Origin of the sequence: Streptomyces sp. NPDC059649, assembly GCF_042734445.1 — a bacterium.
Classification (GTDB): Bacteria; Actinomycetota; Actinomycetes; order Streptomycetales; family Streptomycetaceae; genus Streptomyces.
Genome location: NZ_JBHWDV010000018.1, coordinates 20110 through 44486 on the forward strand (window position 1 = coordinate 20110; position 24377 = coordinate 44486).

19 protein-coding genes are annotated in these 24377 nt (G+C 71.4%); 4 read left to right on the forward strand and 15 right to left on the reverse strand.

Features of this window, described 5'->3' with window-relative positions:
- Positions 1–236: 236 nt before the first annotated feature.
- From pgi to ACFV1J_RS20455, 12 genes are all read right to left on the reverse strand, one after another.
- Positions 237–1889 (reverse strand): glucose-6-phosphate isomerase, encoded by a 1653-nt coding sequence (gene pgi / locus ACFV1J_RS20400; protein ID WP_385860118.1) that lies wholly within the window; start codon positions 1887–1889, stop codon positions 237–239.
- Between the two features lie 1080 nt (positions 1890–2969).
- Entirely contained in the window at positions 2970–3305 is a 336-nt protein-coding gene (locus ACFV1J_RS20405) for an RNA polymerase-binding protein RbpA (protein ID WP_016578660.1), read from the reverse strand.
- Positions 3306–3458: 153 nt separating this feature from the next.
- Entirely contained in the window at positions 3459–3695 is a 237-nt protein-coding gene (gene secG, locus ACFV1J_RS20410; RefSeq protein ID WP_030086299.1) for a preprotein translocase subunit SecG, read from the reverse strand.
- A 157-nt stretch (positions 3696–3852) separates the two neighbouring features.
- Positions 3853–4629, reverse strand: coding sequence for a triose-phosphate isomerase (gene tpiA, locus ACFV1J_RS20415; protein ID WP_261952139.1), 777 nt, complete (start codon positions 4627–4629; stop codon positions 3853–3855).
- Between the two features lie 6 nt (positions 4630–4635).
- Positions 4636–5838 (reverse strand): phosphoglycerate kinase, encoded by a 1203-nt coding sequence (locus tag ACFV1J_RS20420; protein ID WP_385860055.1) that lies wholly within the window; start codon positions 5836–5838, stop codon positions 4636–4638.
- A gap of 113 nt (positions 5839–5951) precedes the next feature.
- Positions 5952–6956, reverse strand: a complete 1005-nt coding sequence (gap, locus tag ACFV1J_RS20425; protein WP_385860057.1) for a type I glyceraldehyde-3-phosphate dehydrogenase — start codon at positions 6954–6956, stop codon at positions 5952–5954.
- Between the two features lie 221 nt (positions 6957–7177).
- Entirely contained in the window at positions 7178–8167 is a 990-nt protein-coding gene (gene whiA / locus ACFV1J_RS20430) for a DNA-binding protein WhiA (protein WP_018091880.1), read from the reverse strand.
- On the reverse strand, positions 8158–9219 hold the full coding sequence (gene yvcK, locus ACFV1J_RS20435; protein ID WP_385860061.1) for a uridine diphosphate-N-acetylglucosamine-binding protein YvcK: 1062 nt from the start codon (positions 9217–9219) through the stop codon (positions 8158–8160). The genes whiA and yvcK overlap by 10 nt, the downstream gene beginning before the upstream one ends.
- Entirely contained in the window at positions 9216–10169 is a 954-nt protein-coding gene (gene rapZ, locus ACFV1J_RS20440) for an RNase adapter RapZ (protein ID WP_385860064.1), read from the reverse strand. The genes yvcK and rapZ overlap by 4 nt, the downstream gene beginning before the upstream one ends.
- A complete protein-coding gene (uvrC, locus tag ACFV1J_RS20445) occupies positions 10166–12211 on the reverse strand; it encodes an excinuclease ABC subunit UvrC (RefSeq protein ID WP_385860066.1) in 2046 nt (681 codons plus the stop codon). The genes rapZ and uvrC overlap by 4 nt, the downstream gene beginning before the upstream one ends.
- Before the next feature lie 102 nt (positions 12212–12313).
- Positions 12314–13192: a hypothetical protein gene (locus tag ACFV1J_RS20450; RefSeq protein ID WP_385860068.1), complete on the reverse strand. Its 879-nt coding sequence runs from the start codon at positions 13190–13192 to the stop codon at positions 12314–12316.
- Positions 13193–13195: 3 nt separating this feature from the next.
- Complete coding sequence (locus ACFV1J_RS20455) at positions 13196–13843, reverse strand: papain-like cysteine protease family protein (protein ID WP_385860070.1); 648 nt, start codon at positions 13841–13843, stop codon at positions 13196–13198.
- Positions 13844–14081: 238 nt separating this feature from the next.
- Between ACFV1J_RS20455 and ACFV1J_RS20460 the strand changes: the two genes are divergently transcribed.
- Positions 14082–15020 (forward strand): hypothetical protein, encoded by a 939-nt coding sequence (locus ACFV1J_RS20460; RefSeq protein WP_385860072.1) that lies wholly within the window; start codon positions 14082–14084, stop codon positions 15018–15020.
- A 154-nt stretch (positions 15021–15174) separates the two neighbouring features.
- On the opposite strand, the gene ACFV1J_RS20465 is transcribed toward ACFV1J_RS20460, so the two are convergent.
- Complete coding sequence (locus tag ACFV1J_RS20465) at positions 15175–15597, reverse strand: Rieske (2Fe-2S) protein (protein ID WP_385860073.1); 423 nt, start codon at positions 15595–15597, stop codon at positions 15175–15177.
- 442 nt (positions 15598–16039) lie between these two features.
- Between ACFV1J_RS20465 and ACFV1J_RS20470 the strand changes: the two genes are divergently transcribed.
- Positions 16040–17287, forward strand: coding sequence for a LacI family DNA-binding transcriptional regulator (locus ACFV1J_RS20470; RefSeq protein WP_385860075.1), 1248 nt, complete (start codon positions 16040–16042; stop codon positions 17285–17287).
- Positions 17284–18357 (forward strand): carbohydrate kinase, encoded by a 1074-nt coding sequence (locus tag ACFV1J_RS20475; RefSeq protein WP_385860077.1) that lies wholly within the window; start codon positions 17284–17286, stop codon positions 18355–18357. Before ACFV1J_RS20470 ends, ACFV1J_RS20475 begins: the two co-directional genes overlap by 4 nt.
- Before the next feature lie 130 nt (positions 18358–18487).
- On the opposite strand, the gene uvrA is transcribed toward ACFV1J_RS20475, so the two are convergent.
- The gene (uvrA, locus tag ACFV1J_RS20480) at positions 18488–21547 is read right to left on the reverse strand and encodes an excinuclease ABC subunit UvrA (RefSeq protein WP_385860080.1); all 3060 of its coding nucleotides are present in this window, start codon (positions 21545–21547) and stop codon (positions 18488–18490) included.
- Positions 21548–21831: 284 nt separating this feature from the next.
- Positions 21832–22605, reverse strand: coding sequence for a TetR/AcrR family transcriptional regulator (locus ACFV1J_RS20485; protein ID WP_385860082.1), 774 nt, complete (start codon positions 22603–22605; stop codon positions 21832–21834).
- Positions 22606–22676: 71 nt separating this feature from the next.
- On the opposite strand from ACFV1J_RS20485, the gene ACFV1J_RS20490 reads away from it, so the two are divergent.
- Positions 22677–24257: an FAD-dependent monooxygenase gene (locus ACFV1J_RS20490; RefSeq protein ID WP_385860084.1), complete on the forward strand. Its 1581-nt coding sequence runs from the start codon at positions 22677–22679 to the stop codon at positions 24255–24257.
- The last annotated feature ends 120 nt before the right edge of the window (positions 24258–24377 follow it).

Here is a 24377-nt window from a genome sequence, read left to right on the forward strand (position 1 = left end):
GTGATTAGTTCCTGTATCGCTACGGACAGTGAGGAAATCCTGCGCAGGGTGAGCGGATTGTATGCGTCGTCGGCGCTGGTTACTCAGCTCGTTCCGTGCGGAGGGCCGAGGGTGGAGGGCGGGGTGTGAAGTGTGGAGTAAGGAGCGAGGCGGCGTGTAGCAAAAAGGCCCAAGGGGCCGCGGCGGTGTGATGGCGCGGCCCCTTGGTGGGGTGGTGGGTGGTGTGGGGTTGGGGGTCAGCGGGCGCGGAGGGCGCGGTACTTGGCGACCAGGGCGATGGTGGAGGGGTCGAGGCCCGGGACGGGGGTGCCTTCGGTGAGGGCGGGTTCGACGCGCTTGGCGAGGACCTTGCCGAGTTCGACGCCCCACTGGTCGAAGGAGTCGATGTTCCAGATCGCGCCCTGGACGAAGACCTTGTGCTCGTACAGGGCGACCAACTGGCCGAGTACGGACGGGCTGAGTTCCTTGGCGAGGATCGTGGTGGTGGGGCGGTTGCCCTGGAAGGTCTTGTGCGGGACCAGTTCCTCGGCGACGCCCTCGGCGCGCACCTCGTCGGGCGTCTTGCCGAAGGCCAGCGCCTGGCCCTGGGCGAAGAGATTGGCCATCAGCAGGTCGTGCTGGGCGACGAGTCCGGGCTGCAGGTCGGCGACCGGTTCGGCGAAGCCGATGAGGTCGGCCGGGATCATCTTCGTGCCCTGGTGGAGCAGTTGGTAGTAGGCGTGCTGCCCGTTGGTGCCGGGCGTGCCCCAGACGACCGGGCCGGTCTGCCAGTTCACCCGGTGGCCCTCGCGGTCCACGGACTTGCCGTTGGACTCCATGTCCAGCTGCTGGAGGTAGGCGGTGAACTTGGAGAGGTAGTGGCTGTAGGGCAGTACCGCGTGCGACTGGGCGTCCCAGAAGTTGCCGTACCAGACACCGAGGAGGCCCAGCAGGAACGGGGCGTTCTCCTGCGGCGGGGCGCAGCGGAAGTGCTCGTCGACGAGGTGGAAGCCGGCCAGCATCTCGCGGAAGTGTTCCTTGCCGATGGCGATCATCAGCGAGAGGCCGATTGCGGAGTCGTAGGAGTAGCGGCCGCCGACCCAGTCCCAGAACTCGAACATGTTGTCCGGGTTGATGCCGAACTCTGCCACCTTCTCGGTGTTGGTGGAGAGGGCGACGAAGTGCTTGGCGACGGCTTCCCCGCCGGCCCGGAGGCCGGTGAGCAGCCAGTTGCGGGCCGAGGTGGCGTTGGTGATCGTCTCGATGGTGGTGAAGGTCTTCGAGGCGATGATGAAGAGCGTCTCGGCCGGGTCCAGGTCACGGACGGCCTCGTGCAGGTCGGCGCCGTCCACGTTGGAGACGAAGCGGAACTGCATGTCCCGGTGGGTGTAGGCGCGCAGCGCCTCGTACGCCATGGCGGGGCCGAGGTCCGAGCCGCCGATGCCGATGTTGACGACGGTCTTGATGCGCTTGCCGGTGTGGCCCTTCCAGTCGCCGGAGCGGACCCGGTCGGAGAAGGTGCCCATCTTCGTGAGGACGTGCTGGACAGCGGGGACGACGTCGGTGCCGTCGCTCTTGATGACGGCGGAGCCGGGGGCGCGCAGCGCGGTGTGCAGTACGGACCGCTGCTCGGTGACGTTGATCTTGTCGCCGCGGAACATGGCGTCGCGGAGTGCGGCGACGCCGGTCGCCGCGGCCAGGTCACCGAGCAGCCGCAGCGTTTCGTCGGTGACCAGGTGCTTGGAGTAGTCCAGGTACAGGTCGCCGACCTGGAGGGTATAGCGGTCGGCGCGCGCGGGGTCGCGCTCGAACAGCTCGCGGAGGTGTACCTCCCCCATCTGCTCGCGGTGCTTGCTCAGCGCGGTCCACTCAGGCATCTGGTCGAGCCTGCTGCGGCCTTGTGGGTTCATCTCGGACATCAGCCTTCTTCATCTCGTACCGGCCCCGCCATCTCCCAACCTAATTGATCAGGGCGCGGTATGAGGTATCTGTCTGCTGGCGGTCGGTGCGCTGTCGGGCTCCTGACGAACCGGTGGACGGGCGGGGAGAAGTGCCGGGGTGGCGGGTGCCGCAGGACGGCAGTGAGGAGGGCGGGGCGGCTCGGGCCGTACGCGGTGGCGCTCGCGCCGTACGCGGTGGCGCTCGCGCCGCCGAGCAGCCTGCCGAGGGGTCCGTGCCGATGGACGTTGTCACGACATTGTCCGGAACGCGTCGCTGATCCGTCCGGGCATGGCCGCCGGGGCGCGCTGCTGCATGACGGGGTTTCAAGGACGTCGGCAGTGCCCAGGCCGTCCTTGACGACCACGACGAATGTGGCGATGAGCGCGCCGATGCCGGTGTTGGGCAGCGTGACCGACAGACAGTACGCCCGGAGTGCCCGGCTTCGCGCCACAACGGCCGTATGTCGTCGTTGAGTTCGCGTTTCGCGGCGCGTCGGGGGGTCGGCCGGCGGGCGGGCCGGTGGCGTGGTGCGCAGGGAGGCGACGAGGCCGGCGGCGAGGAGGCGAGGAGGCATGTCGCGGCATCGACAAGGAAGGGGGGCGTGGCACCGAGCGCGATGGGCGCCGGTGCGAGGGGTCCGCCGAGGAAGCGGTGGGCGAGCCCCTGGCCGGTCAGCGGGCGGGCGTTGGTACAGCTCGCCTCCGCCCAGCTGACCCCCCGCCCAGCCGCCCTTCGTGCAGCTCGCCGCCGTACGCCTCGTCGTGTCCGTATCCGTCATGTCGCCCCCCGTACCGTCACCCGTCGTCACTCGGCTCGGGTGAGTCCCGTCGCCCCCATCGCCCCCCTCGCCACCCACCCACGGACGCACAGCGTCCGCACGCGGCAACGATCCGCAGCCATTCAGCTACGCAGCGTCCGCACGGCAAACAGTACGGGCGACCACTGACAACGGGCCTCGGGCAACCGCCACGGTCGGCGCAGCACGCGGCCGGCCCGGCCGGAGGGGGTCGGTCCCCTCCGGCCGGGCCGGTCGGTGTGTGTCTGTTCCGTCAGATCTCGCCGCGGAGCTTGGCGAGCGCCTCCGCGAGGATCGCCTCGCCGTCGGCGTCGCTGCGGCGCTCACGGACGTAGGCGAGGTGGGTCTTGTAGGGCTCGGTGCGCGGCGGGTCCGGCGGGCTGTCCCGGTCCTTGCCGGCCGGGAAACCACAGCGCGGGCAGTCCCAGGTGTCCGGAACCTGCGCATCGCCGGCGAAGCTGGGCTGCGTCTCGTGCCCGTTGGAGCACCAGAAGGAGATGCGGATGCGCGGCGCGGACTCGCCGCGCTCGGCCTCCCCCATCGGCCCCGCCCCGACCCGACTTCCTCGGATCGCGTTGCCACTTGCCACGGTCGTTACTCCCTGCGTAATGGTGCTGCAAAGCCTTCACATCAGCTGCGCTGCGGAACGCCACAGTCTACGTAAGGCCCAACGCGCGTCCAGTGACCGGAGTTACCGTCCCGGGACGCCGCCCTCATGATAGGCCGCGCCCCCGACGGTATGTCAGCTGCCGAGCTTCATCAGGATGCCGAGGACGACAATGCAGGCGAACCACAGCAGACCGATCACGATGGTGATGCGGTCGAGGTTGCGCTCGGCGACCGAGGAGCCACCCACCGAGGACTGCATGCCGCCGCCGAACATGTCGGACAGACCGCCGCCCTTCCCCTTGTGCATGAGCACCAGCATCATCAGCAGCAGGCTGAAGACGATGAGCGCGATCGAGAATCCGATGACCACGGCTGGACCAACTCTCTAGGACTGACGGACGGACGTGTGAATCACGATACGTGGAACATATGGTGCGGGGCCGGGGCGGCGCTGTTGCACCGGTCCCGGCCCCGACAGGGTACGACGAGGGCTCGTCCTCGTCATAGTTGCTGGTGTTGCGCGGCTGCTACTGGTCGCGGAAGCGGACGATCTTGACGAATTCGTCGGCGTCCAGTGCCGCGCCGCCGACCAGGGCGCCGTCGACGTCCGGCTGCGCCATGATCGCCGCGACGTTGCCGGACTTGACCGAGCCGCCGTACTGGATGCGGACCTTGTCGGCCAGCTCCTGGCTGTAGAGCTCGGCCAGGCGGCCGCGGATCGCCGCGCAGACCTCCTGGGCGTCCTCGGGGGTGGCGACCTCGCCGGTGCCGATGGCCCACACCGGTTCGTAGGCGATCACGATGGTCTCGGCCTGTTCGGCCGGGATGTCCGCGAGGCCGCCGTCGACCTGGGCGAGGGTGTGCGCGACCTGGTTGCCGGCCTTGCGGACGTCCAGGCCCTCGCCGACGCAGAGGATCGGGGTCAGGCCGTGCCGGAAGGCCGCCTTGACCTTGGCGTTGCAGATCTCTTCGTTCTCGCCGTGGTACTGGCGGCGCTCGCTGTGGCCGACGGCCACGTACGCGCACTTGAGCTTGGCGAGCATGGCGCCGGAGATCTCGCCGGTGTACGCGCCGGAGTCGTGCGCGGAGAGGTCCTGCGCGCCGTACTTGATCTTGAGCTTGTCGCCGTCGACCAGCGTCTGCACCGAGCGGAGGTCGGTGAAGGGCGTCAGGACGGCGACCTCTACGGCGTCGAAGTCCTTGTCGGCGAGGGCGAAGGCGAGCTTCTGGACGTGGGCGATGGCCTCGAGGTGGTTGAGGTTCATCTTCCAGTTGCCCGCCATCAGCGGGGTGCGGTCACTCACGGTTGTTCAGTCCTCCAGAGCGGCGAGGCCGGGGAGCGTCTTGCCTTCGAGGTATTCGAGGCTGGCGCCGCCACCGGTCGAGATGTGGCCGAATGCGTTCTCGTCGAAGCCCAGCAGGCGGACCGCGGCGGCGCTGTCGCCACCGCCGACCACGGTGAAGGCATCGCTGTCGATGAGCGCCTGGGCGATGGCGCTGGTGCCACCGGCGTAGTCCGGGTGCTCGAAGACACCGAGCGGACCGTTCCAGAAGACGGTCGCGGCGTCGGCCAGCTTGGAAGCGTACAGCTCGCGGGTCTTCGGGCCGATGTCCAGGCCCTCCTTGTCGGCAGGGATCTTGTCGGCGTCGAGGGTGTCGAAGTCCGCGGGGGCCTTGGTCTTCAGGTCCGGGAATTCGGTGGAGGCGAGGACGTCGACCGGCAGGACCAGTTCGACGCCGTTCTTCTCGGCGCGCTCCATGTATTCCGTGACGACCGGGATCTGGTCCTCCTGGAGGAGGGAGATGCCGACCTCGTAGCCCTTGGCCTTGAGGAAGGTGTACGCCATGCCGCCGCCGATCAGGAGGCGGTCGGCCTTGCCGAGGAGTTCGTCGATGACGGCGAGCTTGTCGGAGACCTTGGCGCCGCCGAGCACGACGACGTAGGGGCGCTTGACGTCCTGGGTGAGCTTCTTCAGGACGCCGACCTCGGTGGCGATCAGGTCGCCGGCGGCGTGCGGAAGACGCTGGGGGAGGTCGTAGACGGAGGCGTGCTTGCGGTGCACGGCGCCGAAGCCGTCGCCGACGTAGAGGTCGGCGAGGGCGGCGAGCCGGTCGGCGAAGGCGCCGCGTTCGGCGTCGTCCTTGCTGGTCTCGCCGGGGTTGAAGCGGAGGTTCTCCAGCACGGCGACCTGTCCGTCGGCGAGGCCGGCGGTGACGGCGGCGGCGGATTCGCCGACGGTGTCGGTCGCGAACGCCACGCTCTGGCCGAGGAGTTCACCGAGCCGCTCGGCGGCGGGGGCCAGGGAGAAGGCCGGGTCCGGGGCGCCCTTGGGGCGGCCCAGGTGGGAGGCGACGATCACCTTGGCGCCGCGCTCGGTGAGCTTGGCGATCGTCGGGGCGACGGCGCGGATCCGGCCGTCGTCGGTGATGGTGGTGCCGTCCAGCGGCACGTTCAGGTCGGCGCGGACAAAGACCCGCTGTCCTGCTACCTGAAGGTCGTCGATCGTCTTCATGGGAAGTGCTCCGTCGCTTGATTCGGTCGCGGGACGGGGCCCGTACGACGCTTCCTCGCGCCGTACGAGCCCCGTCCTTCACACCTCGGTGCCTGGGGTATCAGGCAGAGATATCAGAGCTGGCCGCCGACGAAGGTGGTCAGGTCCACCAGGCGGTTGGAGTAGCCCCACTCGTTGTCGTACCAGCCGACGACCTTGACCTGCTTGCCCTGCGCCATGGTCAGCGAGGAGTCGAAGGTGCAGGAGGCCGGGAAGTTGACGATGTCCGAGGAGACGATCGGGTCCTCGGTGTACTCCAGGATGCCCTTGAGCTGGCCCTCGGCGGCCTTCTGGAACGCGGAGTTGATCTCGTCCTTGCTGACCTCGCGGTCGAGCTCCAGGACGAGGTCGGTGACCGAGCCGGTGGGCACCGGGACGCGCATGGCGATGCCGTCGAGCTTGCCCTTGAGCTGCGGGAGGACCAGCGCGGTGGCCTTGGCGGCACCCGTGGAGGTCGGGATGATGTTCTCCGCGGCGGCACGGGCGCGGCGCAGGTCCTTGTGCGGGAAGTCCAGGATGCGCTGGTCGTTGGTGTACGCGTGGACCGTGGTCATCAGGCCCTTGACGATGCCGAAGTTCTCGTCGAGGACCTTCGCCATCGGCGCCACACAGTTGGTGGTGCAGGAGGCGTTGGAGATGACGTGGTGCTTGGCGGCGTCGTACTTGTCGTTGTTGACGCCCATCACGATCGTGATGTCCTCGTCCTTGGCAGGCGCGGAGATCAGGACCTTCTTGGCGCCGGCGGCGAGGTGCTTCGCGGCGTCCTCGCGCTTGGTGAAGATGCCGGTCGACTCGATGACGATGTCGGCACCGAGCTCGCCCCAGGGGAGAGCGGCCGGGTCGCGCTCGGCCATCGTCTTGAAGGTCTGGTTGCCGACCGTGATGGTGTCGTCGGTGTGGCTGACGTCCTGCTTGAGGCGACCCAGGATGGTGTCGTACTTGAGCAGGTGGACCAGGGTGGCGTTGTCGGTCAGGTCGTTGACACCGACGATCTCGATGTCCGCGCCCTGCTCCAGGAGCGCGCGGAAGTAGTTGCGACCAATGCGGCCGAATCCGTTGATGCCTACGCGGATCGTCACGAACCGATCTCCTCGTTGGTACGCCGGCAAGACACCGGCGAGCTGTATGGGCTGTCCCCGACCGCCTCCGACCCTACCCCCTATACGAGACGTACGTGACATTGACAAAACGCGCTCGATGCTTCTCAGATGAGCACTTTCGAGCCGGGGGTCGGGCACGCGCGACCGCCCCCGGTGCGGTTGTGGCACCGGGGGCGGTAGGGGTGGGTGGGGAGGGTGGGTCAGCCGACCATGCCCTCGGCGAGTTCCTCGGTGAGGTTGGATTCGGTGCCGGGGATGCCGAGGTCCTGGGCGCGCTTGTCGGCCATCGCCAGCAGGCGGCGGATCCGGCCGGCGACCGCGTCCTTGGTGAGCGGCGGGTCGGCGAGGGCGCCCAGCTCCTCCAGGGACGCCTGCTTGTGTTCCATGCGCAGCCGGCCGGCGGCCGCGAGGTGCTCGGGGACCTCCTCGCCGAGGATCTCCAGTGCGCGCTGTACGCGGGCGCCGGCGGCGACCGCGGCGCGCGCCGAGCGGCGGAGGTTGGCGTCGTCGAAGTTGGCGAGGCGGTTGGCGGTGGCCCGGACCTCGCGGCGCATCCGCCGCTCCTCCCAGGCGAGCACCGATTCGTGGGCGCCGAGCCGCGTCAGCAGCGCGCCGATGGCGTCACCGTCACGGACGACGACGCGGTCCACGCCGCGGACCTCGCGGGCCTTGGCGCCGATGCCGAGGCGGCGGGCCGCGCCGACCAGGGCGAGGGCCGCTTCGGGGCCGGGGCAGGTGACCTCCAGGGAGGAGGAGCGGCCGGGTTCGGTGAGCGAGCCGTGGGCGAGGAAGGCGCCGCGCCAGGCGGCCTCGGCGTCGCAGGTCGCGCCGGAGACGACCTGTGGGGGCAGGCCGCGGATGGGGCGGCCGCGGCCGTCGACCAGGCCGGTCTGGCGGGCCAGCTGGTCGCCGCCGGCGACCACCCGTACGACGTAGCGGCTGCCGCGCCGCAGTCCGCCGGGGGCCATCACCACCAGGTCGGAGCTGTGTCCGAAGATCTCCAGGATGTCCTTGCGGAGCCGGCGGGCGGCGATGCCCGTGTCCAGCTCGGCCTCGATCACAATCCGTCCGCTGACCAGGTGCAGACCTCCCGCGAACCGCAGGATCGACGAGACCTCCGACTTCCGGCAGCAGGTCCGGGTGACGGGGAGCCGGGAGATCTCATCCTTCACCGCAGCCGTCATCGCCATGGGCCGATCCTTCCATGCATCCGAAAAATACGGTCGTACGCGGCGGCCAGCAGCTCCGGGTCGTGCCGGTCGGGGGCTCCCCCGGTGCTCGACCGGGCGTCGTCTCCTTGTGCGGCGACCGCCGCCAGCTCGACCTCGCTGCCGACGAGCTGCTTGGCGGCAACCGTCAGGCCATCGGTGTCGGGCACGGCGGCCCTGTCGGCCAGCACCACGTCGAAGGCGAGTTTAGGGGCGTGTCGGGCCAAAACCTCCAAATGACGCTGCGGGGAGAAGCCTTCGGTTTCGCCCGGCTGCGGTGCGAGGTTGAGGGAGAGCACCTTGCGTGCCTTGGTCTCTTCCAGGGCCTCGCGCAGCTGTGGCACCAGCAGATGGGGGATCACGGAGGAGAACCAGGATCCGGGGCCGAGAACCACCCAGTCGGCGTCACGTACCGCGGCGACGGCCTCGGGGACGGCCGGCGGGTCAGCGGGGACGACGTGGACGGACTGCACCTCGCCGCGGGTGAGGGCGACGGTGGCCTGGCCGCGGACCGTGGAGATGGCGTCGGGGCGGTCCGGGTCGTGGCCCCTGACCTGGGCCTGGAGTTCCAGGGGGACGGCGGACATGGGCAGGACCCGGCCGTGCGCGCCGAGCAGCTTGCCGACCAGGTCGAGGGCCTGGACGTGGTCGCCGAGCTGCTCCCACAGGGCGACGATGAGGAGGTTGCCGACGGCGTGGTCGTGCAGTTCGCCCTCGCTCTGGAAGCGGTGCTGGATGACCCGGGCCCAGGTCTGGCCCCAGTCGTCGTCGCCGCACAGCGCGGCCAGCGCCTTGCGCAGGTCGCCGGGCGGCAGCACGCCGAGCTCGTCGCGGAGCCGGCCGCTGGAGCCGCCGTCGTCGGCGACCGTGACGACGGCCGTGAGGTCACCGGTGATGCGGCGGAGCGCGGCGAGGGAGGCGGACAGGCCCATGCCGCCGCCGAGCGCCACCACCTTGGGGGTGGCGCCCTTCGTCGTACGGCCGCTGGGGACGAATCGGCGGACCCGGCGCAGCCGTGGTGTGCGGCCGCTCACTCGCGCCCCATGTCGCGGTGGACGACGACGGTTTCCACCCCTTCGGAGACCAGCCGTCGGGCGAGCTTCTCGGACATCGCGACGCTGCGGTGCTTGCCGCCGGTGCAGCCCACGGCGATGGTCACGTAGCGCTTGCCCTCGCGGCGGTAGCCCTCGGCGACGATCCGCAGCAGCTCGGCGTAGCCGTCGAGGAACTCCTTGGAGCCGGGCTGGCTGAAGACGTAGTGGGAGACCTCGTCGTTGAGGCCGGTGAAGGGGCGTAGTTCGGGGACCCAGTGCGGGTTGGGGATGAAGCGGCAGTCGATGACCATGTCGGCGTCGACGGGCAGGCCGTACTTGAAGCCGAAGGACATGACGGTGGCGCGGAGCTCGGGGACCTCTTCGCCGGCGAACTGGGCGTCCATCTTGGCGCGGAGTTCGTGGACGTTGAGGCTGGAGGTGTCGATGACCAGGTCGGCGTCGCCGCGCAGCTCGCGCAGCAGGTCGCGTTCGGCGGCGATGCCGTCGACGATCCGGCCGTCGCCCTGGAGGGGGTGCGGGCGGCGGACGGATTCGAAGCGGCGCACCAGGGCCTCGTCGGAGGATTCCAGGAAGACGATGCGGCGCCTGACGTTCTGGGCGTCGAGGGTGGCCAGGGATTCCTTGAGGTTGGCGAAGAAGCGGCGGCCGCGGACGTCGACGACGACGGCGATGCGGGCGACGTTGCCCTGGGAGCGGGCGCCGAGCTCGACCATCGGGGGGATCAGCTCGGGCGGGATGTTGTCGACGACGAACCAGCCGAGGTCCTCCAGGCACTTGGCGGCCGTGCTGCGGCCGGCGCCGGACATCCCGGAGATGATCACCAGCTCGGGGATCGCGGCGCTTTCGCCCTGGTCGGACTCGCGCATCGTGCCCGTACTCACCTGTGCACCGTCTCTCTCGGTTTCCTGCGTCTCGTGCTCTGTGCTCATGGTTCCTGCCCCCGTTCTGCCGACAACGCGGCCGGTGGGGCCCCGTCATCCTCAATGATCTCTCCTGTGGCGGTGTTCACCGCGGGAGCGGGCGGTGCCGCTCCGGCCAGTGCCGCGGCGACCGTCTCGGCGGTCTTGCGGCCGACCCCCGGGACCGCGCAGATCTCGTCGATCGTCGCGGCCCGCAGTTTCTTCAGTGAGCCGAAGTGTTTGAGCAGTGCCTGGCGGCGGGTGTCGCCGAGGCCGGGCACGGCGTCGAGCGGGGAGGCCTTCAGCCGCTTGGTCCGCTTGCTGCGCTGGTAGGTGATCGCGAAGCGGTGTGCCTCGTCGCGGACGCGCTGGAGGAGGTAGAGGCCCTCGCTGCTGCGGGGCAGCACGACCGGGTCGTCGTCGCCGGGCAGCCAGACCTCTTCCAGTCGTTTGGCCAGGCCGCAGACGGCGACGTCGTCGATGCCGAGCTCGTCCATGGCCCGGCGGGCGGCGGCGACCTGGGGGGCGCCGCCGTCGACGACGACGAGCTGGGGCGGGTAGGCGAACCGCTTGGGGCGGCCGTCGTCGTCGAGCGGGCCGCCGGCCTGGGTGGCGTCCTCGGGGGTCTCGCCGTCCGGCCGCCCGGGCTCCTCGGTCCACTCCCCCGACTTCTGCTTCTCCTGGAGGTAGCGCCGGAAGCGGCGGCCGATGACCTCGTGCATGGACCGGACGTCGTCCTGGCCGGCGAACCCCTTGATCTGGAAGCGGCGGTATTCGCTCTTGCGGGCGAGGCCGTCCTCGAAGACCACCATGGAGGCGACCACGTCCTCGCCCTGGAGGTGGGAGATGTCGAAGCATTCGATGCGCAGCGGGACCGAGTCCAGGCCGAGGGCCTCGGCGATCTCCTCCAGGGCGCGGGAGCGGGTGGTCAGGTCGGAGGCGCGCTTGGTCTTGTGCAGGGCGAGGGCCTGCTGGGCGTTGCGGCCGACCGTGGCCATCAGGTCCTTCTTGTCGCCGCGCTGCGGGATGCGCAGGGAGACCTGGGAGCCGCGGCGGTGGGTGAGCCACTGGGCGACCGGTTCGACGGGCTCGGGCAGGGCGGGGACCAGCACCTCCTTGGGTACGGCGTCGCCCTGTTCGTCGCCGTAGAGCTGCTGGAGGGCGTGTTCGACGAGGTCGCCGGTGGTGACCGCCTCGACCTTGTCGGTGACCCAGCCGCGCTGGCCGCGGACCCGGCCGCCGCGGACGTGGAAGATCTGGACGGCGGCTTCGAGTTCGTCCTCGGCGACGGCGATCAGGTCGGCGTCGGTGGCGTCGGCGAGGACGACGGCGCTCTTCTCCATGGCCCGCTTGAGGGCGCCTATGTCGTCGCGGAGCCGGGCGGCGCGTTCGTACTCCATCTCCTCGGCGGCGTCCTGCATCTGGCGCTCCAGGCGGCGGATGTAGGCGCCGGTGCGGCCGGCCATGAAGTCGCAGAATTCCTCGGCGAGTTCGCGGTGGTCGGCTGCGGAGATCCGGCCGACGCAGGGGGCGGAGCACTTGCCGATGTAGCCGAGGAGGCAGGGGCGGCCGATCTGGGCGGAGCGCTTGAAGACGCCCGCGGAGCAGGTGCGGACCGGGAAGACCCGCAGCATGAGGTCGACGGTCTCGCGGATGGCCCAGGCGTGGGCGTAGGGGCCGAAGTAGCGGACGCCCTTCTTCTTGGCGCCGCGCATGACCTGGGCGCGGGGGAAGTCCTCGTTGAGGGTGACCGCGAGGTACGGATAGCTCTTGTCGTCGCGGTATTTGACGTTGAAGCGGGGGTCGAACTCCTTGATCCAGCTGTATTCGAGCTGGAGCGCCTCGACCTCGGTGGTGACGACGGTCCATTCCACGGAGGCGGCGGTGGTGACCATCGTGCGGGTGCGCGGGTGGAGGCCGGCCAGGTCCTGGAAGTAGTTGGCCAGGCGCTGGCGCAGGCTCTTGGCCTTGCCGACGTAGATGACCCGGCCGTACTCGTCGCGGAATTTGTAGACCCCCGGCGAGTCGGGGATCTGTCCCGGCTTGGGTCGGTAGCTGCTGGGGTCTGCCATGAACCCCACCCTACTGACCGCCACCGACAATCACGGTGTCCGGACCGCGGCCGGGGTGCCTGCCCGCCGTGGGGGTGGCGGGCAGGCGGCCGGGTGCCCCGGTCAGCGGCGGCGGCGCCGGCGCAGGGCGGTGGCGGCGGACAGGCCCAGGGCGAGCAGGGCGGCGGCGCCGGCCGCGGTGGTGGCGGCGGTCACGGGGAGGTCGCCGTCCGGCAGTGCGGATGCCTGGGCGGGCCGCCGGGCGGCCGGTTCCGTGGCCGGGTCGGGGTGCTCCGCGGCCCGGGGGCCGTAGCCGCCGGCCTCGCCCCGCTTGTCGTAGGCGGAGCCGGGGAGCTTGTCGCCGTAGGCCTTCGCCACCCGCGTGCGGTAGGCGGCGACGGTGGTGCCGTGGGCGCCGACGGCCTTCCGGGCGTCCGCGTCCAGCGGCTCGATGCGGTCGCCGCGCTGGAGGTACCAGGCGTCGATCTGCGGCTCGTGGAAGACGGTGCCGGCCCTGTCCCGGGCGGCGCCGGCCGCCGTGTAGCGGGTCTCGTCGTCGCCGCTGGCGATGTTGACGACCTTCCAGGTGCGGCCCTGGCGCACGGTCCACACCGAGGCGGTGCGGCCGTCGGCGGCGACGGCCTTGCTGGCGAGGAACTCCAGGCGGGCGACGGGGGCGTGGGCGGTGCCGCGGACGAAGTCCGGGGAGAGGGTGTAGACCGGGACGGCGGCGCCCTCGATGTGCGGCCGTGCGGCCCCGGGTGCCACGGCGCGGGCGCCGTCGCGCTTGCCGTTGGCGGCGAAGAAGCGGGCCAAGGTCTCCAGGGTCGCGGGGGCGGTGACCGCGTCGTGGGCCGCGGTGAGGCTCGCCCGGGCCGGTGCCTGCGGCGCGGGGACGGGCGCGGCGACCGCGGCGTACGGCGCGAGGCCGATCAGGGCGGTGGCGAGCGCTCCGGTGGCGACGGCGCGGACGACGGTGGGGGCGGCGGTGCGCTGCGTCATGCCTCAGGCTCCTATCCGGTAGAGGGAGTGTGTCCAGGAGAAGGAGCTGCCGTTGACGTAGTAGTCGAAATCGCCCCAGTTGTAACGGTAGTTGGAGGGCCAGGGGTCGCCCCAGTAGATCCAGTTGCGGTCGGTGTCGTAGCCGTACACGACGTGCATGTGACCGCCTCCGGAGGACCACTGGATGCGGGTCTCGATGGGCCGGTTGGCGTTGATCTCGTTCTGGACGGTGCTGTAGCGGAGCCAGCCGGTCACGTAGGAGCCGGAGTTGATGCCCATCCAGTCGAAGGCGTTCTGCACGTTGCCGAGGGTGGCCTGGTTGTTGGGGCAGGTGGTGCCCTGCTGGCGGTCGAACGCGGCGTTGCAGAACTGGTTCTGGCTGTAGTTCCTGCCGTACCAGGAGGCGATGGTGTTGCCGGAGCCGGCCCAGCACCAGTTGGTCTTCTCCTGGGCCTGCATGGAGATGTCGAGGCGATTGGCGGTGAGGGGGCGCGCGGGGGTGGCCGCGGTGGCGGCCGTGGCGGCGGGGTGCGACGGACGGGCGGGCGGGGTGGCCGCCGCGGTGGTCGCGGTGGAGGAGGCGGTCAGTACGGCGGTGGTGAGCGCCGCGGCCGACAGCCATCTCCGGCGGGACAGGGGTGCACGTGGCATGGCGTTCCTCCCGATGGGGGGTGAGGGGGAGAGGAGCGCATCCGGATGCTTGCGAAGGAGCATCGGGTGTTGTCGCAGGCAGGTCAACACGCTTCAATGCGGGATGACATGGGGGTGTGGACGGACGGGCCCGGATGTGAACGACCGGTGCCCGGCGTACTGCAGTGAACAGGTACGGAGAGCACGCGGCGCGCAATCCGGTTGTGAACGTTCACCCGCGCGCCGGAGGAAGAGGAACATGGCACAGAACACGCCCCCGTCGGCCGAGCTGGACCAGCTTCTGCGGACCGGTCCGTTCCATCTCGCCCTGCGCTCCGCGCTCACCGCCCGCGGGCTGGCCCTCACCCGCGTCCAGCACAAGCTCGCCCAGCGCGGCATCACCATCGGGGTGACCAGCCTCAGCTACTGGCAGCAGGGCGCCCGGCGGCCGCAGCGGCCCGAATCGCTGCGGGCGGTCCGCGCCCTGGAGGAGGTGCTGGAGCTGCCCGCGCAGTCCCTGCACCGGCTGCTGGTCCCGGAGGGCGGCGCCCGCCCGGAGGCGGAGCGGCCGGCCGGCCGCTCGTACCGCTCGCTGGTGGCGCCTGCCGATGCGCTGCAGCGGCTGTTCGCCGAGCTGGAGGCGCCCGCGGACGGCGGGCTGCACACCGTCGGGCACCACGAACGGGTCCGCATCGGGCCGCAGCGCCAGCTGGTCGAGCGGGAATCCCTCCAGGTGGTCCGGGCGCACCGGGACGGGGTGGACCGCTATGTCGCCATCCATCGCGGCGAGGTGGGGTGCGAGCCCGCCCGGGTGCGGGTGCACGCCGGGGAGAACTGCCGGCTGGGCCGGGTGCGCGGGCACGCCGAGGCCGGTGTGGTGGTCGCCGAGCTGCTCTTCGACACCCGGCTACGGGCCGGCGACACCCATGTCTTCGGGTACGTCTTCGAGGACGGCAGCGGCGGCCACAGCACCGAGTACCTGCGCGGTTTCAGCTTCGCCGGCTGCCAGTACGTCCTGCAGGTGCGGTTCGACGAGGCGGCGCTGCCGGTGCGCTGCCGCCGCTTCGCCCAGGCCTCGGCGGGCGCCCCGCGCAGCGCCCAGCACGAGCTGACGCTCAGCGGCCGGCACCACGCCGTCCACCTCGTCGAGCAGGGGGTACGGCCCGGCATCCTGGGGATCGGGTGGGATTGGGGATGAGGGCAGCCTCGGGCGGGATTTTGGGTGACTGACCGGCCGGGATTGGGGTGGCGGGACCGGCCGGGATTGGGGGGCGGGACCGGCTGGGCGGGACCGGCCCGTCTGATGGCCGCGCCGGGCCCGCCCGTCAGCTCGCCGTGCTCGGGCGCGCCCGTCAGCTTGCCGTGCTCGGGCCCGCGATGAGCTTGCCGTGCTCGGCCCTGACCGGGACCTCGGGCAGCGGCTCGGAGGCCGGGCCCTGGACGACCTTGCCGGTGGTGACGTCGAAGCGGCTGCCGTGGCAGGGGCAGCTGCCCTCCTTCTTCTCCACGTCGGAGAGGATGCAGCCGGCGTGGGTGCACTTGGCGCTGAAGCACTTGTACGTGCCCTTGGCGGGCTGGGAGACGACGAGCCGGTCCTCGCGGTAGAGCTTGGCGCCGCCGACCGGGACATCTGCGGCGGGCCCCAGCTCGACGGGCTTGTCGGGGATCCCCGAGTCCTGCTTGCCGTCGGGTGTGCAGGCGGCGAGCCCGAAGCCCGCGGCCCCGGCGAGCGCGGCCCCCCGCAGCACGGTCCGGCGGGCAGGGGGCTGGCTCATGACGGCTCCAGGGGTCACACGGTTCAGAGGTGGACGGATCCCGACGATACCGGCACGGTTTCGTCCGCTTCCGGCCGGGCCGGGAGGCCCCACGGCAGTTCTGCCGGGGCCCCGGGGCACATCCGCCGGGAGGGCCCCGGGGCACATCCGCCGGGAGGGCCCCGGGGCACTTCCGCCGGGCGCGCCCGCAGTACGTTCCACCGGGCGGGCCCGCGGCAGTTCCTGTTCGAGCGTCGGCAGCCCCCTGCCCCTGCACGTCCTCCAGGCCAGGAGGCTTACCCAAGGGCCGGCCAGGGCGGGCGTAAACGCTTACGTAAGCGTTTACGTAAGCGGGTCGATGCTCGTAATGTGGGGGCTCGCGGGACGAGGCCGTACGGGCGCGGCCGTGGGTGCCGCCCTGGCGCCCTCCGTGGGAAGGCCCTCCGCGGGAAGGAAGATCCGGATGACGACCATGGCGGATGTGGCGCGGCGGGCGGGGGTCTCCGTCGCGACGGTCTCGCATGTGCTGAACGGGACCCGGCCGGTGCGCCCGGATACCCGGGCGGCGGTGCTCGGCGCCATGGAGGAGCTCGGTTACACCCCCAACACTCTGGCCCGCTCGCTGGTGACCGCTCGCACCCGGTCGATCGGTCTGGCGGTCTCGGCGATCAGCAACCCGTACTTCACCGAGATCCTCCAGGGCGTCGAGGCGGGTGCGCTGCAGGCCGGTTACAGCCTGCTGATCGCCGATCCGCACGACGATCCGCGGCACGAGCGCACGGTCGTCCAGCTGCTGCACGAACGCCGGGTGGACGGCATGATCGTCGCGCCGTCCGCGGAGCCCGCCGAGATGGCCGCCTATCTGGCCCGGCACGAGGTGCCCACCGTCTTCCTGGACCGGCTGGTCGGCGAGGAGCACGACCAGGTGTGCGCGGAGAGCACCGGGCCGGTGCGGCAACTCGTCGAGCACCTCGCCGACGCGGGGCACACCCGGATCGGCCTGGTCGCCGGTCTGCCGGGGCTGAGCACCACCACCGAACGCGTCCAGGGTTACCGCGAGGGACTGCGCTCGCGCGGCCTGCCCTTCGCGCCCGAACTGCTCGCCGGCGGCAACTCCGAGGCGGCGGGCGCCGAGGACGCCACCCGCCATCTGCTCGCCGCGCCCGCACCGCCCACCGCGCTGATCACCGCCAACAACGCGATGACCATCGGCGCCCTGCGTGCGCTGCGTGACCTGGGCCTCGACGTTCCCCGCGACATCGCGCTGGCCTGCTTCGACGACTTCTCCTGGGCCGACCTCTTCACTCCCCGGCTGACCGCGATCGCCCAGCCCAGCAAGGAGATCGGGGCCACCGCGGTCCGGCTGCTGCTGGAGCGGCTGGCGGAGCCCGGCCGGCCGCCGCGCACCGTCCGTCTGCCCTGCGCCTTCGTGCACCGTACGTCGTGCGGCTGCCCCGGAACCGGCCCGGCGACCGAACCCGGTCCGTCCGCTTCCCCGGCCGACCGGACCGCTCCCCCGGCCGACGAGGCCGCTCGATCCGCCGCACAGGCCGCTCGAAACACCGAACGGGCTGCTCGATCCGCCGGACGGGCCGCTCACCAGGCCGCACGGGCCGCTCGCCCGGCCGTCCCCGCCGCTGCCCAAGCCGCCCAAGCCGCCCAAGCCGCCCAAGCCGCCCAGGCTGCCCAGGAAAGGAACCTCAGCTCGTGATCGTCGTCGCCGGCGAGGCGCTCATCGACCTCGTCCCCAGTCCTCAAACCCCTTCCCTGGACGGCCAGTTGCCCGGGTTGCTGCCGCGGCGTGGCGGCGGCCCGTACAACACCGCGGTCGCGCTGGGGCGGCTGGGCTCGCCCACCGCGTTCTGCTCCCGGGTCTCGACCGACAGCTTCGGCGAGGCACTGCTGAACGGGCTGCGCAGCGGCGGGGTGGACACCTCGCTGGTGCAGCGCGGCACCGAACCGACCACTCTCGCGGTGGCGGACATCAGCCCGGACGGCTCGGCGGGCTACGGCTTCTACGCCGACGGCACCGCCGACCGGCTCTTCACGCTGCCGCCGGAACTGCCCGCCACGGCCCGCGCGCTCTCGTTGGGCACCTGCTCGCTGGTCCTGGAACCGGGGGCGAGCGCCTACGAGTCCCTGCTGCGGCGTGAGGCCGCGCGCGGTGTCTTCACCGCCCTCGACCCCAATGTCCGGCCGGGCCTGATCCCCGACGCGGAGGCCTATCGCGCCCGTTTCCGCTCCTGGCTGCCGCATGTCGCCCTGCTGAAGCTGTCGGAGGAGGACGCGCTGTGGCTCGCGGGCCCGGCCGCCACCGCGGCCGGCGGGTCGGCGGCCGGTACGGGCGCGGATGCGGCGGGTGACGGTGCAGCGGGTGGCGGTGTGACGGGTGCCGGTACGGGTGGCGATGCGACCGGCGGCGGTACGGGCGGCGGCCGGGCGGCGGTTCTCGCGGTGGCCCGGGAGTGGCTGGCCGCGGGGCCGGCGGCGATCGTGCTCACCCATGGCGGCGCGGGGCTGACGGTGCTGACGCGGGGCGGCGGCGAACTGACCGTCCCCGGTGAGCGCGTCACCGTCGTCGACACCATCGGCGCGGGCGACACCGTCAATGCGGCGCTGCTGCACCGGCTCGACGCCCATGACGCGCTCTCGTACGCCGCGCTCACCGCCCTCGGCGACAAGGACTGGGAGGACATCCTCCGCTTCGCCGCCCGAGCCGCCGCCATCACCTGCTCCCGAGCGGGCGCGGAACCGCCGTACGCCACGGAACTGGTGGCATAACCGGGCTGGTGACGTACCCGGGCTGGCCGTGTACCCGGGCTGGTGGCCTAACGGACCCGGCGGCGCTGTGGCGGAACTGGCCGACGCCGGCCGGCCGGGACCTGGGCGGTCCCGGCCGGGCCGGCGGGCGTCAGGACGCGGACCGGCGGGTGCGTGCCGCGGTCTTCTTGGCGGCGGTCTTCTTCGCCGTCGTCGTGGTCGCAGCCGACTTCGCCGCGGTCTTCTTCGCCGCGGTCTTCTTCGCGGTGGCCTTCTTGGCGGCCGGCTTCTTGGCGGGCGGGGTCTTCGCCGCGCCGGGGCCGGCGGAGCGGTCGCCGTTGCCGCCCGCGACCGTTGCGGCGTCGCTGACCCGGTCGCCGAGGATCTCCCGCAGGAACTTGCCGGTGTGGCTGGCCGGGACCGAGGCGATCTCCTCGGGCGTGCCCTCGGCGACGACCAGGCCGCCGCCGTTGCCGCCCTCGGGGCCCATGTCGACGACCCAGTCCGCCGTCTTGATCACATCGAGGTTGTGCTCGATGACGATCACCGTGTTGCCCTTGTCGACCAGCCCGGACAGCACATTGATCAGCTTGCTGATGTCGTCGAAGTGCAGACCGGTGGTCGGCTCGTCGAGGACGTAGACCGTGCTGCCCGTCGAACGCTTCTGCAGCTCGCTGGCCAGCTTGACGCGCTGCGCCTCACCGCCCGAGAGCGTCGGCGCGGACTGCCCGAGGCGGACGTATCCGAGGCCGACCTCGTGGAGCGTCTTGAGGTGCCGGGCGATGGTGGGGACCGCCTCGAAGAAGCTCAGCGCCTCCTCGATGGGCATGTCCAGCACCTCGGCGATGGACTTGCCCTTGTAGTGGACCTCCAGCGTCTCGCGGTTGTAGCGCGCGCCGTGGCAGACCTCGCAGGGGACGTAGACGTCCGGCAGGAAGTTCATCTCGATCTTGATGGTGCCGTCGCCGGAGCAGTTCTCGCAGCGGCCGCCCTTGACGTTGAACGAGAAGCGTCCCGGGAGGTAGCCCCGGACCTTGGCCTCCATGGTCTCCGCGAAGAGCTTGCGGACGTGGTCGAAGACACCGGTGTAGGTGGCCGGGTTGGAGCGCGGGGTCCGGCCGATCGGGGACTGGTCGACATGGACGACCTTGTCGACCAGGTCGTCACCGGCGACCCGGGTGTGCCGGCCCGGCACCGACTTGGCGCCGTTCAGCTCGCGCGCCAGGTGGGTGTAGAGGATGTCGTTGACCAGCGTCGACTTGCCCGAGCCGGAGACGCCGGTGACGGCGGTGAACACCCCGAGCGGGAAGGAGACGTCGATGTCGCGGAGGTTGTTCTCCTTCGCGCCGTGCACCGTCAGCCGGCGGCCGGGGTCGGCGGGCCGGCGGATGTCCGGGGTCGCGATGGCCTTCTTGCCGGACAGGTACTGACCGGTGATCGACTCCTTGTTGGTCAGCAGCTGCTTCATGGGGCCGCTGTGCACGACCCGGCCGCCGTGCTCGCCGGCTCCGGGGCCGATGTCCACGACCCAGTCCGCGACCTTGATGGTGTCCTCGTCGTGCTCCACCACGATCAAGGTGTTGCCCATGTCGCGCAGCCGGACCAGGGTTTCGATCAGCCGGTGGTTGTCGCGCTGGTGCAGACCGATGGACGGCTCGTCGAGGACGTAGAGCACGCCGACCAGGCCGGAGCCGATCTGGGTGGCGAGCCGGATGCGCTGGGCCTCGCCGCCGGAGAGGGTGCCGGCCGCGCGGTTCAGCGAGAGGTAGTCCAGGCCGACGTCGACCAGGAACTTCAGCCGTTCGTTGACCTCCTTGAGCACCCGCTCGGCGATCTTCTTCTCACGGGCGTTGAGCGTCATTCCCCGCAGGAAGTCGGCGCAGTCGCTGATCGACATGGCCGCGACCTCGGCGATCGACTTCTCCTGGACCGTCACGGCGAGCACGATCGGCTTGAGCCGGGTGCCCTCACACGTCGGGCAGGGCACCTCGCGCATATAGCCCTCGAAGCGCTCGCGGCTGCTGTCGCTCTCGGCCTCGGAGTGCCGGCGCTTGACGAACGGCACCGCGCCCTCGAAGGGGGTGGTGTAGGCCCGCTGGCGGCCGTAGCGGTTGCGGTAGCGGACCTCGATCTGGGTCTTGTGGCCGTACAGCAGCGCCTTCTTGGCGCGGGCCGGCAGTCCGGCCCAGGGGATGTCCGTACGGAATCCGAGGGCGTCGGCGAGCGCGCCGACCAGGCGGCCGAAGTATTCCTTGGTGTGTCCGCCGGACCAGGGGTGGATGGCGCCCTCGTCGAGGGAGCGGTCCTCGTCGGGGATGATCAGCTCGGGGTCGACCTCCATGCGCGTCCCGATGCCGGTGCACTCGGGACAGGCGCCGAAGGGGGAGTTGAAGGAGAAGGAGCGGGGTTCGAGCTCCTCGAAGGAGAGGTCGTCGTAGGCGCAGTAGAGATGCTCGGAGTACATCCGCTCGCGCTGGGGGTCGTCCGGTTCGAGGTCGACGAAGTCGAGGATGACCATGCCGCCGGAGAGGCCGAGGGCGGTCTCGACGGAGTCGGTCAGCCGGCGCTTGGCGCTCTCCTTGACCGTGAGGCGGTCGACGACCACCTCGATGGTGTGCTTCTCCTGCTTCTTCAGCTTGGGCGGCTCGGCGAGCTGGACGGTCTCGCCGTCGACCCGGGCGCGGCTGTAGCCCTTGGACTGGAGGTCGGCGAAGAGGTCGACGAACTCTCCCTTGCGCTCGCGCACCAGCGGGGAGAGCACCTGGAAGCGGCTGCCCTCGGGCAGCTCCAGCACCTTGTCGACGATGGCCTGCGGCGACTGCCGGGCGATCGGCCGGCCGCACTCGGGGCAGTGCGGCTTGCCGATGCGGGCGAAGAGGAGGCGGAGGTAGTCGTAGACCTCGGTGATCGTGCCGACCGTCGAGCGGGGGTTGCGCGAGGTCGACTTCTGGTCGATCGACACCGCGGGGGACAGGCCCTCGATGAAGTCCACATCGGGCTTGTCCATCTGCCCGAGGAACTGGCGGGCGTACGAGGACAGCGACTCGACGTAACGCCGCTGCCCCTCGGCGAAGATCGTGTCGAAGGCGAGCGAGGACTTGCCCGAACCGGAGAGGCCCGTGAAGACGATGAGGGAGTCGCGGGGGAGGTCGAGCGAGACGTTGCGGAGATTGTGCTCGCGAGCGCCACGGACGATGAGACGGTCGGCCACGCCGGTCGGCACCTTTCTTGGAGAGGGGCGGGAGCCGCGGGCTCTGCGTCCGCCGCTCGGTGAGCGAGCAGAGGCGGCGGAACGGAGCGGGGCCCCCGCCCCAGGGTATGGGGCCCGCAGCGGCAGTTTCTTTGGGATGCCACACACGAGCCTATAGCACGCGCATTCGATTTACTGGGCCCGCAAGCCCTCTTCACCCAAACGTGTGGCGGCCGCACAACCTTCCCGGCCCGCCGCACGCCCGTACGCTGCGGAAACGCCCGCGGCACGGACCACCCGGCCCGTCAAGCCGGCAGCGCCCGTTCCAGTGCCTCGAACGTGCGCCGCAGCACCTCCGCCTGCCCGGCGGCCACCTCGTCGACCGGCTCGCCCGCGAGCTGCCGGCCCACGGCCTCTGCGTACGCGGTCCGGATCCCGGCGACGATCAGCGCCGCGGCCAGCCGGGCGGCATGGTCCGGCCGCCCGGCGTCGCCGCCCGCGGCCTCGGCGAGCAGTCCGGCGAGCGTGCCCTCCAGCTCCTCGACCGCCTCGCGGGCCCGGGCCCGTAGCGCCGGGGAGTCCAGCACCGTACGCCAGAAGTGCTCGAACCCCTCCCCCACCCCGCACAGCGGATGCCGCTCGGCCAGCAGGTCGAGGACGAGCCGGCGCAGCGCGGCCAGCGGCGACTCGTCCGGACCGCGGCCCCGTACGGCGCGGACGATCAGCTCCTGCCCCTCGGGGATGCGGTCGAGGAAGAGGTCCTCCTTCCGCGGGAAGTAGTTGAAGACGGTCATCGTGGAGACCTCGGCGGCGCGGGCCACCTCGGCGACGGTGACGTTGTCGAAGCCGCGCTCGATGAAGAGCAGGGTGGCCTCGCCGGAGATCCGCTGGCGGGTGCGGAGCTTCTTGCGTTCGCGGAGCGTCAGCCGCCCGTCCTCCTCCTCGAAGCCGGTGTCCGGCTGCCGGCCGGGGATCCCGTCGGGCCGGCGACCCGCACCGGCCACGCCCGCACCCGTGGCGCTCCCGTGCTTCGAGCCCTCACCGGTCGGCGCGTCCGCACGCTGCTGCACATCCACCATGTCCGGAATCCTAGGCGCCCCCTCCGACAATTTTGAGTCGCAAAAAATTTATAGTGGCTACACTTCGACCCATGACCTATGACGCAGACGTAGTCGTGGCAGGGGGCGGCCCGGTGGGGCTGATGCTCGCCTGCGAACTGGCACTGGCCGATGTCCCGGTGGTCGTTCTGGAGCGGCTGACCGAGGTGGACACGACGATCAAGGCGGGGGCGATCAACACCCCCAGCGCGGAGGCCTTCTACCGGCGCGGGATGCTTCCGGAGCTGGCCGAGGTGCAGCGCACCGTCCTCGGGAAGTTCAGCTCGTTCCTGAGCCAGCGGCAGGCCGCCGGTGCCTCCGTGGTGCAGCGGCCGCCCAAGTTCGCCGGGCACTTCGCGGGCATCATGCTGCGCGGCGATCTGCTCGACGAGTCCGATCCCGACCTCGACGCCGCCGGCCCCGCCGCCGACATCGGACTGATCCCCCAGGAGGCCCTGGAGCGGCTGCTCGCCGCGCGCGCCGCCGAACTGGGCGTCGAGGTGCGCCGCGGGGTGACGCTGACCGGCTTCGACGCCGGCGAGGACGAGGTGCGGGTGCACACCTCGCAGGGCACCCTGCACACCGGCTGGCTGGTGGGGTGCGACGGCGGCCGCAGCACCGTCCGCCGGCTCGCCGGATTCCCGTTCCCCGGTACGGCCCCGGGGATCACCGGCCGCCAGGCCCTGGTGGAGATGACCGGCACCGAGGCGCTGGGGGCCGGCTGGAACTGGACGGAGGTCGGGACCTACGCGCACGGCCCGATGCCGGGCCGGTTCCTCACCGTCGAGTTCGACGGGCCGCCGGCGGACCGTGAAGCTCCGGTCACCGCGCAGGAGTTGGAGGACTCGCTGCGCCGCGTCTCCGGTGTGGACGAGGTCCGCGTCCACAAGGTGATCTCGGCGACCCGGTTCACGGACAACGCCCGTCAGGTGCCCGACTACCGGGCGGGGCGGGTGCTGCTCGCCGGTGACGCGGCGCACGTCCACTCGCCGTTCGGCGGGCAGGGGCTGAACCTGGGCATCGGCGATGCGATGAACCTCGGCTGGAAGCTGGCCGCGACGGTGCGCGGCTGGGCGCCCGAGGGGCTGCTCGACACCTATACGGCCGAGCGGCACCCGATAGGCGCCTGGGTGCTGGACTGGACCCGTGCCCAGGTGGCGCTGATGCGGCCCGAGCCGCATGCCGGGGCGCTGCGCCGGGTCGTCGCCGAACTGACGGGCACGGTCACCGCCACCACCTTCTTCGCCAAGAAGATCTCCGGGGTCTGGCAGCGCTACGACCTGCCCGGCGACCATCCGCTGACCGGCCGCAGCGCACCCGATCTGCAGCTCTCCGACGGCAGCCGGCTCGGGGACCATCTGCGGGACGGTCAGGGGCTGTTGCTCGATCTCGCCGATGACCCGGAACTGCGCAAGTGCGCCGCCGGATATGGCGGCCGGGTCCGGCTGCTGACCACCGGATGCCCGCAGCGGCCCGAGCTGGCCGGCCTCCTGGTGCGGCCGGACGGCTGCACCGCCTGGGCCGCGGACGTCCCGGGAACTCCGGCCACCACGGGCGACCCGGCGGGCGCGCCGGACGGGCCGCCGGCCGCGCTCCGGCGGTGGTTCGGCTCGCCCGCCGACCTGACGGGCTGACCCCCGGCCCTGAAGGGGCGCGGCGCCCGGTGGCCCTGGACGGGTGACGCCCGGTGGCCCTGAAGGGGCGGCGCCCGGTGGCCCGTCCGGCCGCCGTGCGCCGCCCCGTCCGCCCCGCGT

Coding starts and splice junctions, on each gene's coding strand:
- ACFV1J_RS20490 (WP_385860084.1), top strand. CDS start 22,677: ATGACCTATGACGCAGACGTAGTCGTGGCAGGGGGCGGCCCGGTGGGG.
- ACFV1J_RS20465 (WP_385860073.1), bottom strand. CDS start 15,597: ATGAGCCAGCCCCCTGCCCGCCGGACCGTGCTGCGGGGGGCCGCGCTC.
- ACFV1J_RS20460 (WP_385860072.1), top strand. CDS start 14,082: ATGGCACAGAACACGCCCCCGTCGGCCGAGCTGGACCAGCTTCTGCGG.
- uvrC (WP_385860066.1), bottom strand. CDS start 12,211: ATGGCAGACCCCAGCAGCTACCGACCCAAGCCGGGACAGATCCCCGAC.
- ACFV1J_RS20450 (WP_385860068.1), bottom strand. CDS start 13,192: ATGACGCAGCGCACCGCCGCCCCCACCGTCGTCCGCGCCGTCGCCACC.
- whiA (WP_018091880.1), bottom strand. CDS start 8,167: ATGGCGATGACGGCTGCGGTGAAGGATGAGATCTCCCGGCTCCCCGTC.
- ACFV1J_RS20455 (WP_385860070.1), bottom strand. CDS start 13,843: ATGCCACGTGCACCCCTGTCCCGCCGGAGATGGCTGTCGGCCGCGGCG.
- ACFV1J_RS20420 (WP_385860055.1), bottom strand. CDS start 5,838: ATGAAGACGATCGACGACCTTCAGGTAGCAGGACAGCGGGTCTTTGTC.
- rapZ (WP_385860064.1), bottom strand. CDS start 10,169: ATGAGCACAGAGCACGAGACGCAGGAAACCGAGAGAGACGGTGCACAG.
- pgi (WP_385860118.1), bottom strand. CDS start 1,889: ATGAACCCACAAGGCCGCAGCAGGCTCGACCAGATGCCTGAGTGGACC.
- ACFV1J_RS20485 (WP_385860082.1), bottom strand. CDS start 22,605: ATGGTGGATGTGCAGCAGCGTGCGGACGCGCCGACCGGTGAGGGCTCG.
- ACFV1J_RS20470 (WP_385860075.1), top strand. CDS start 16,040: ATGACGACCATGGCGGATGTGGCGCGGCGGGCGGGGGTCTCCGTCGCG.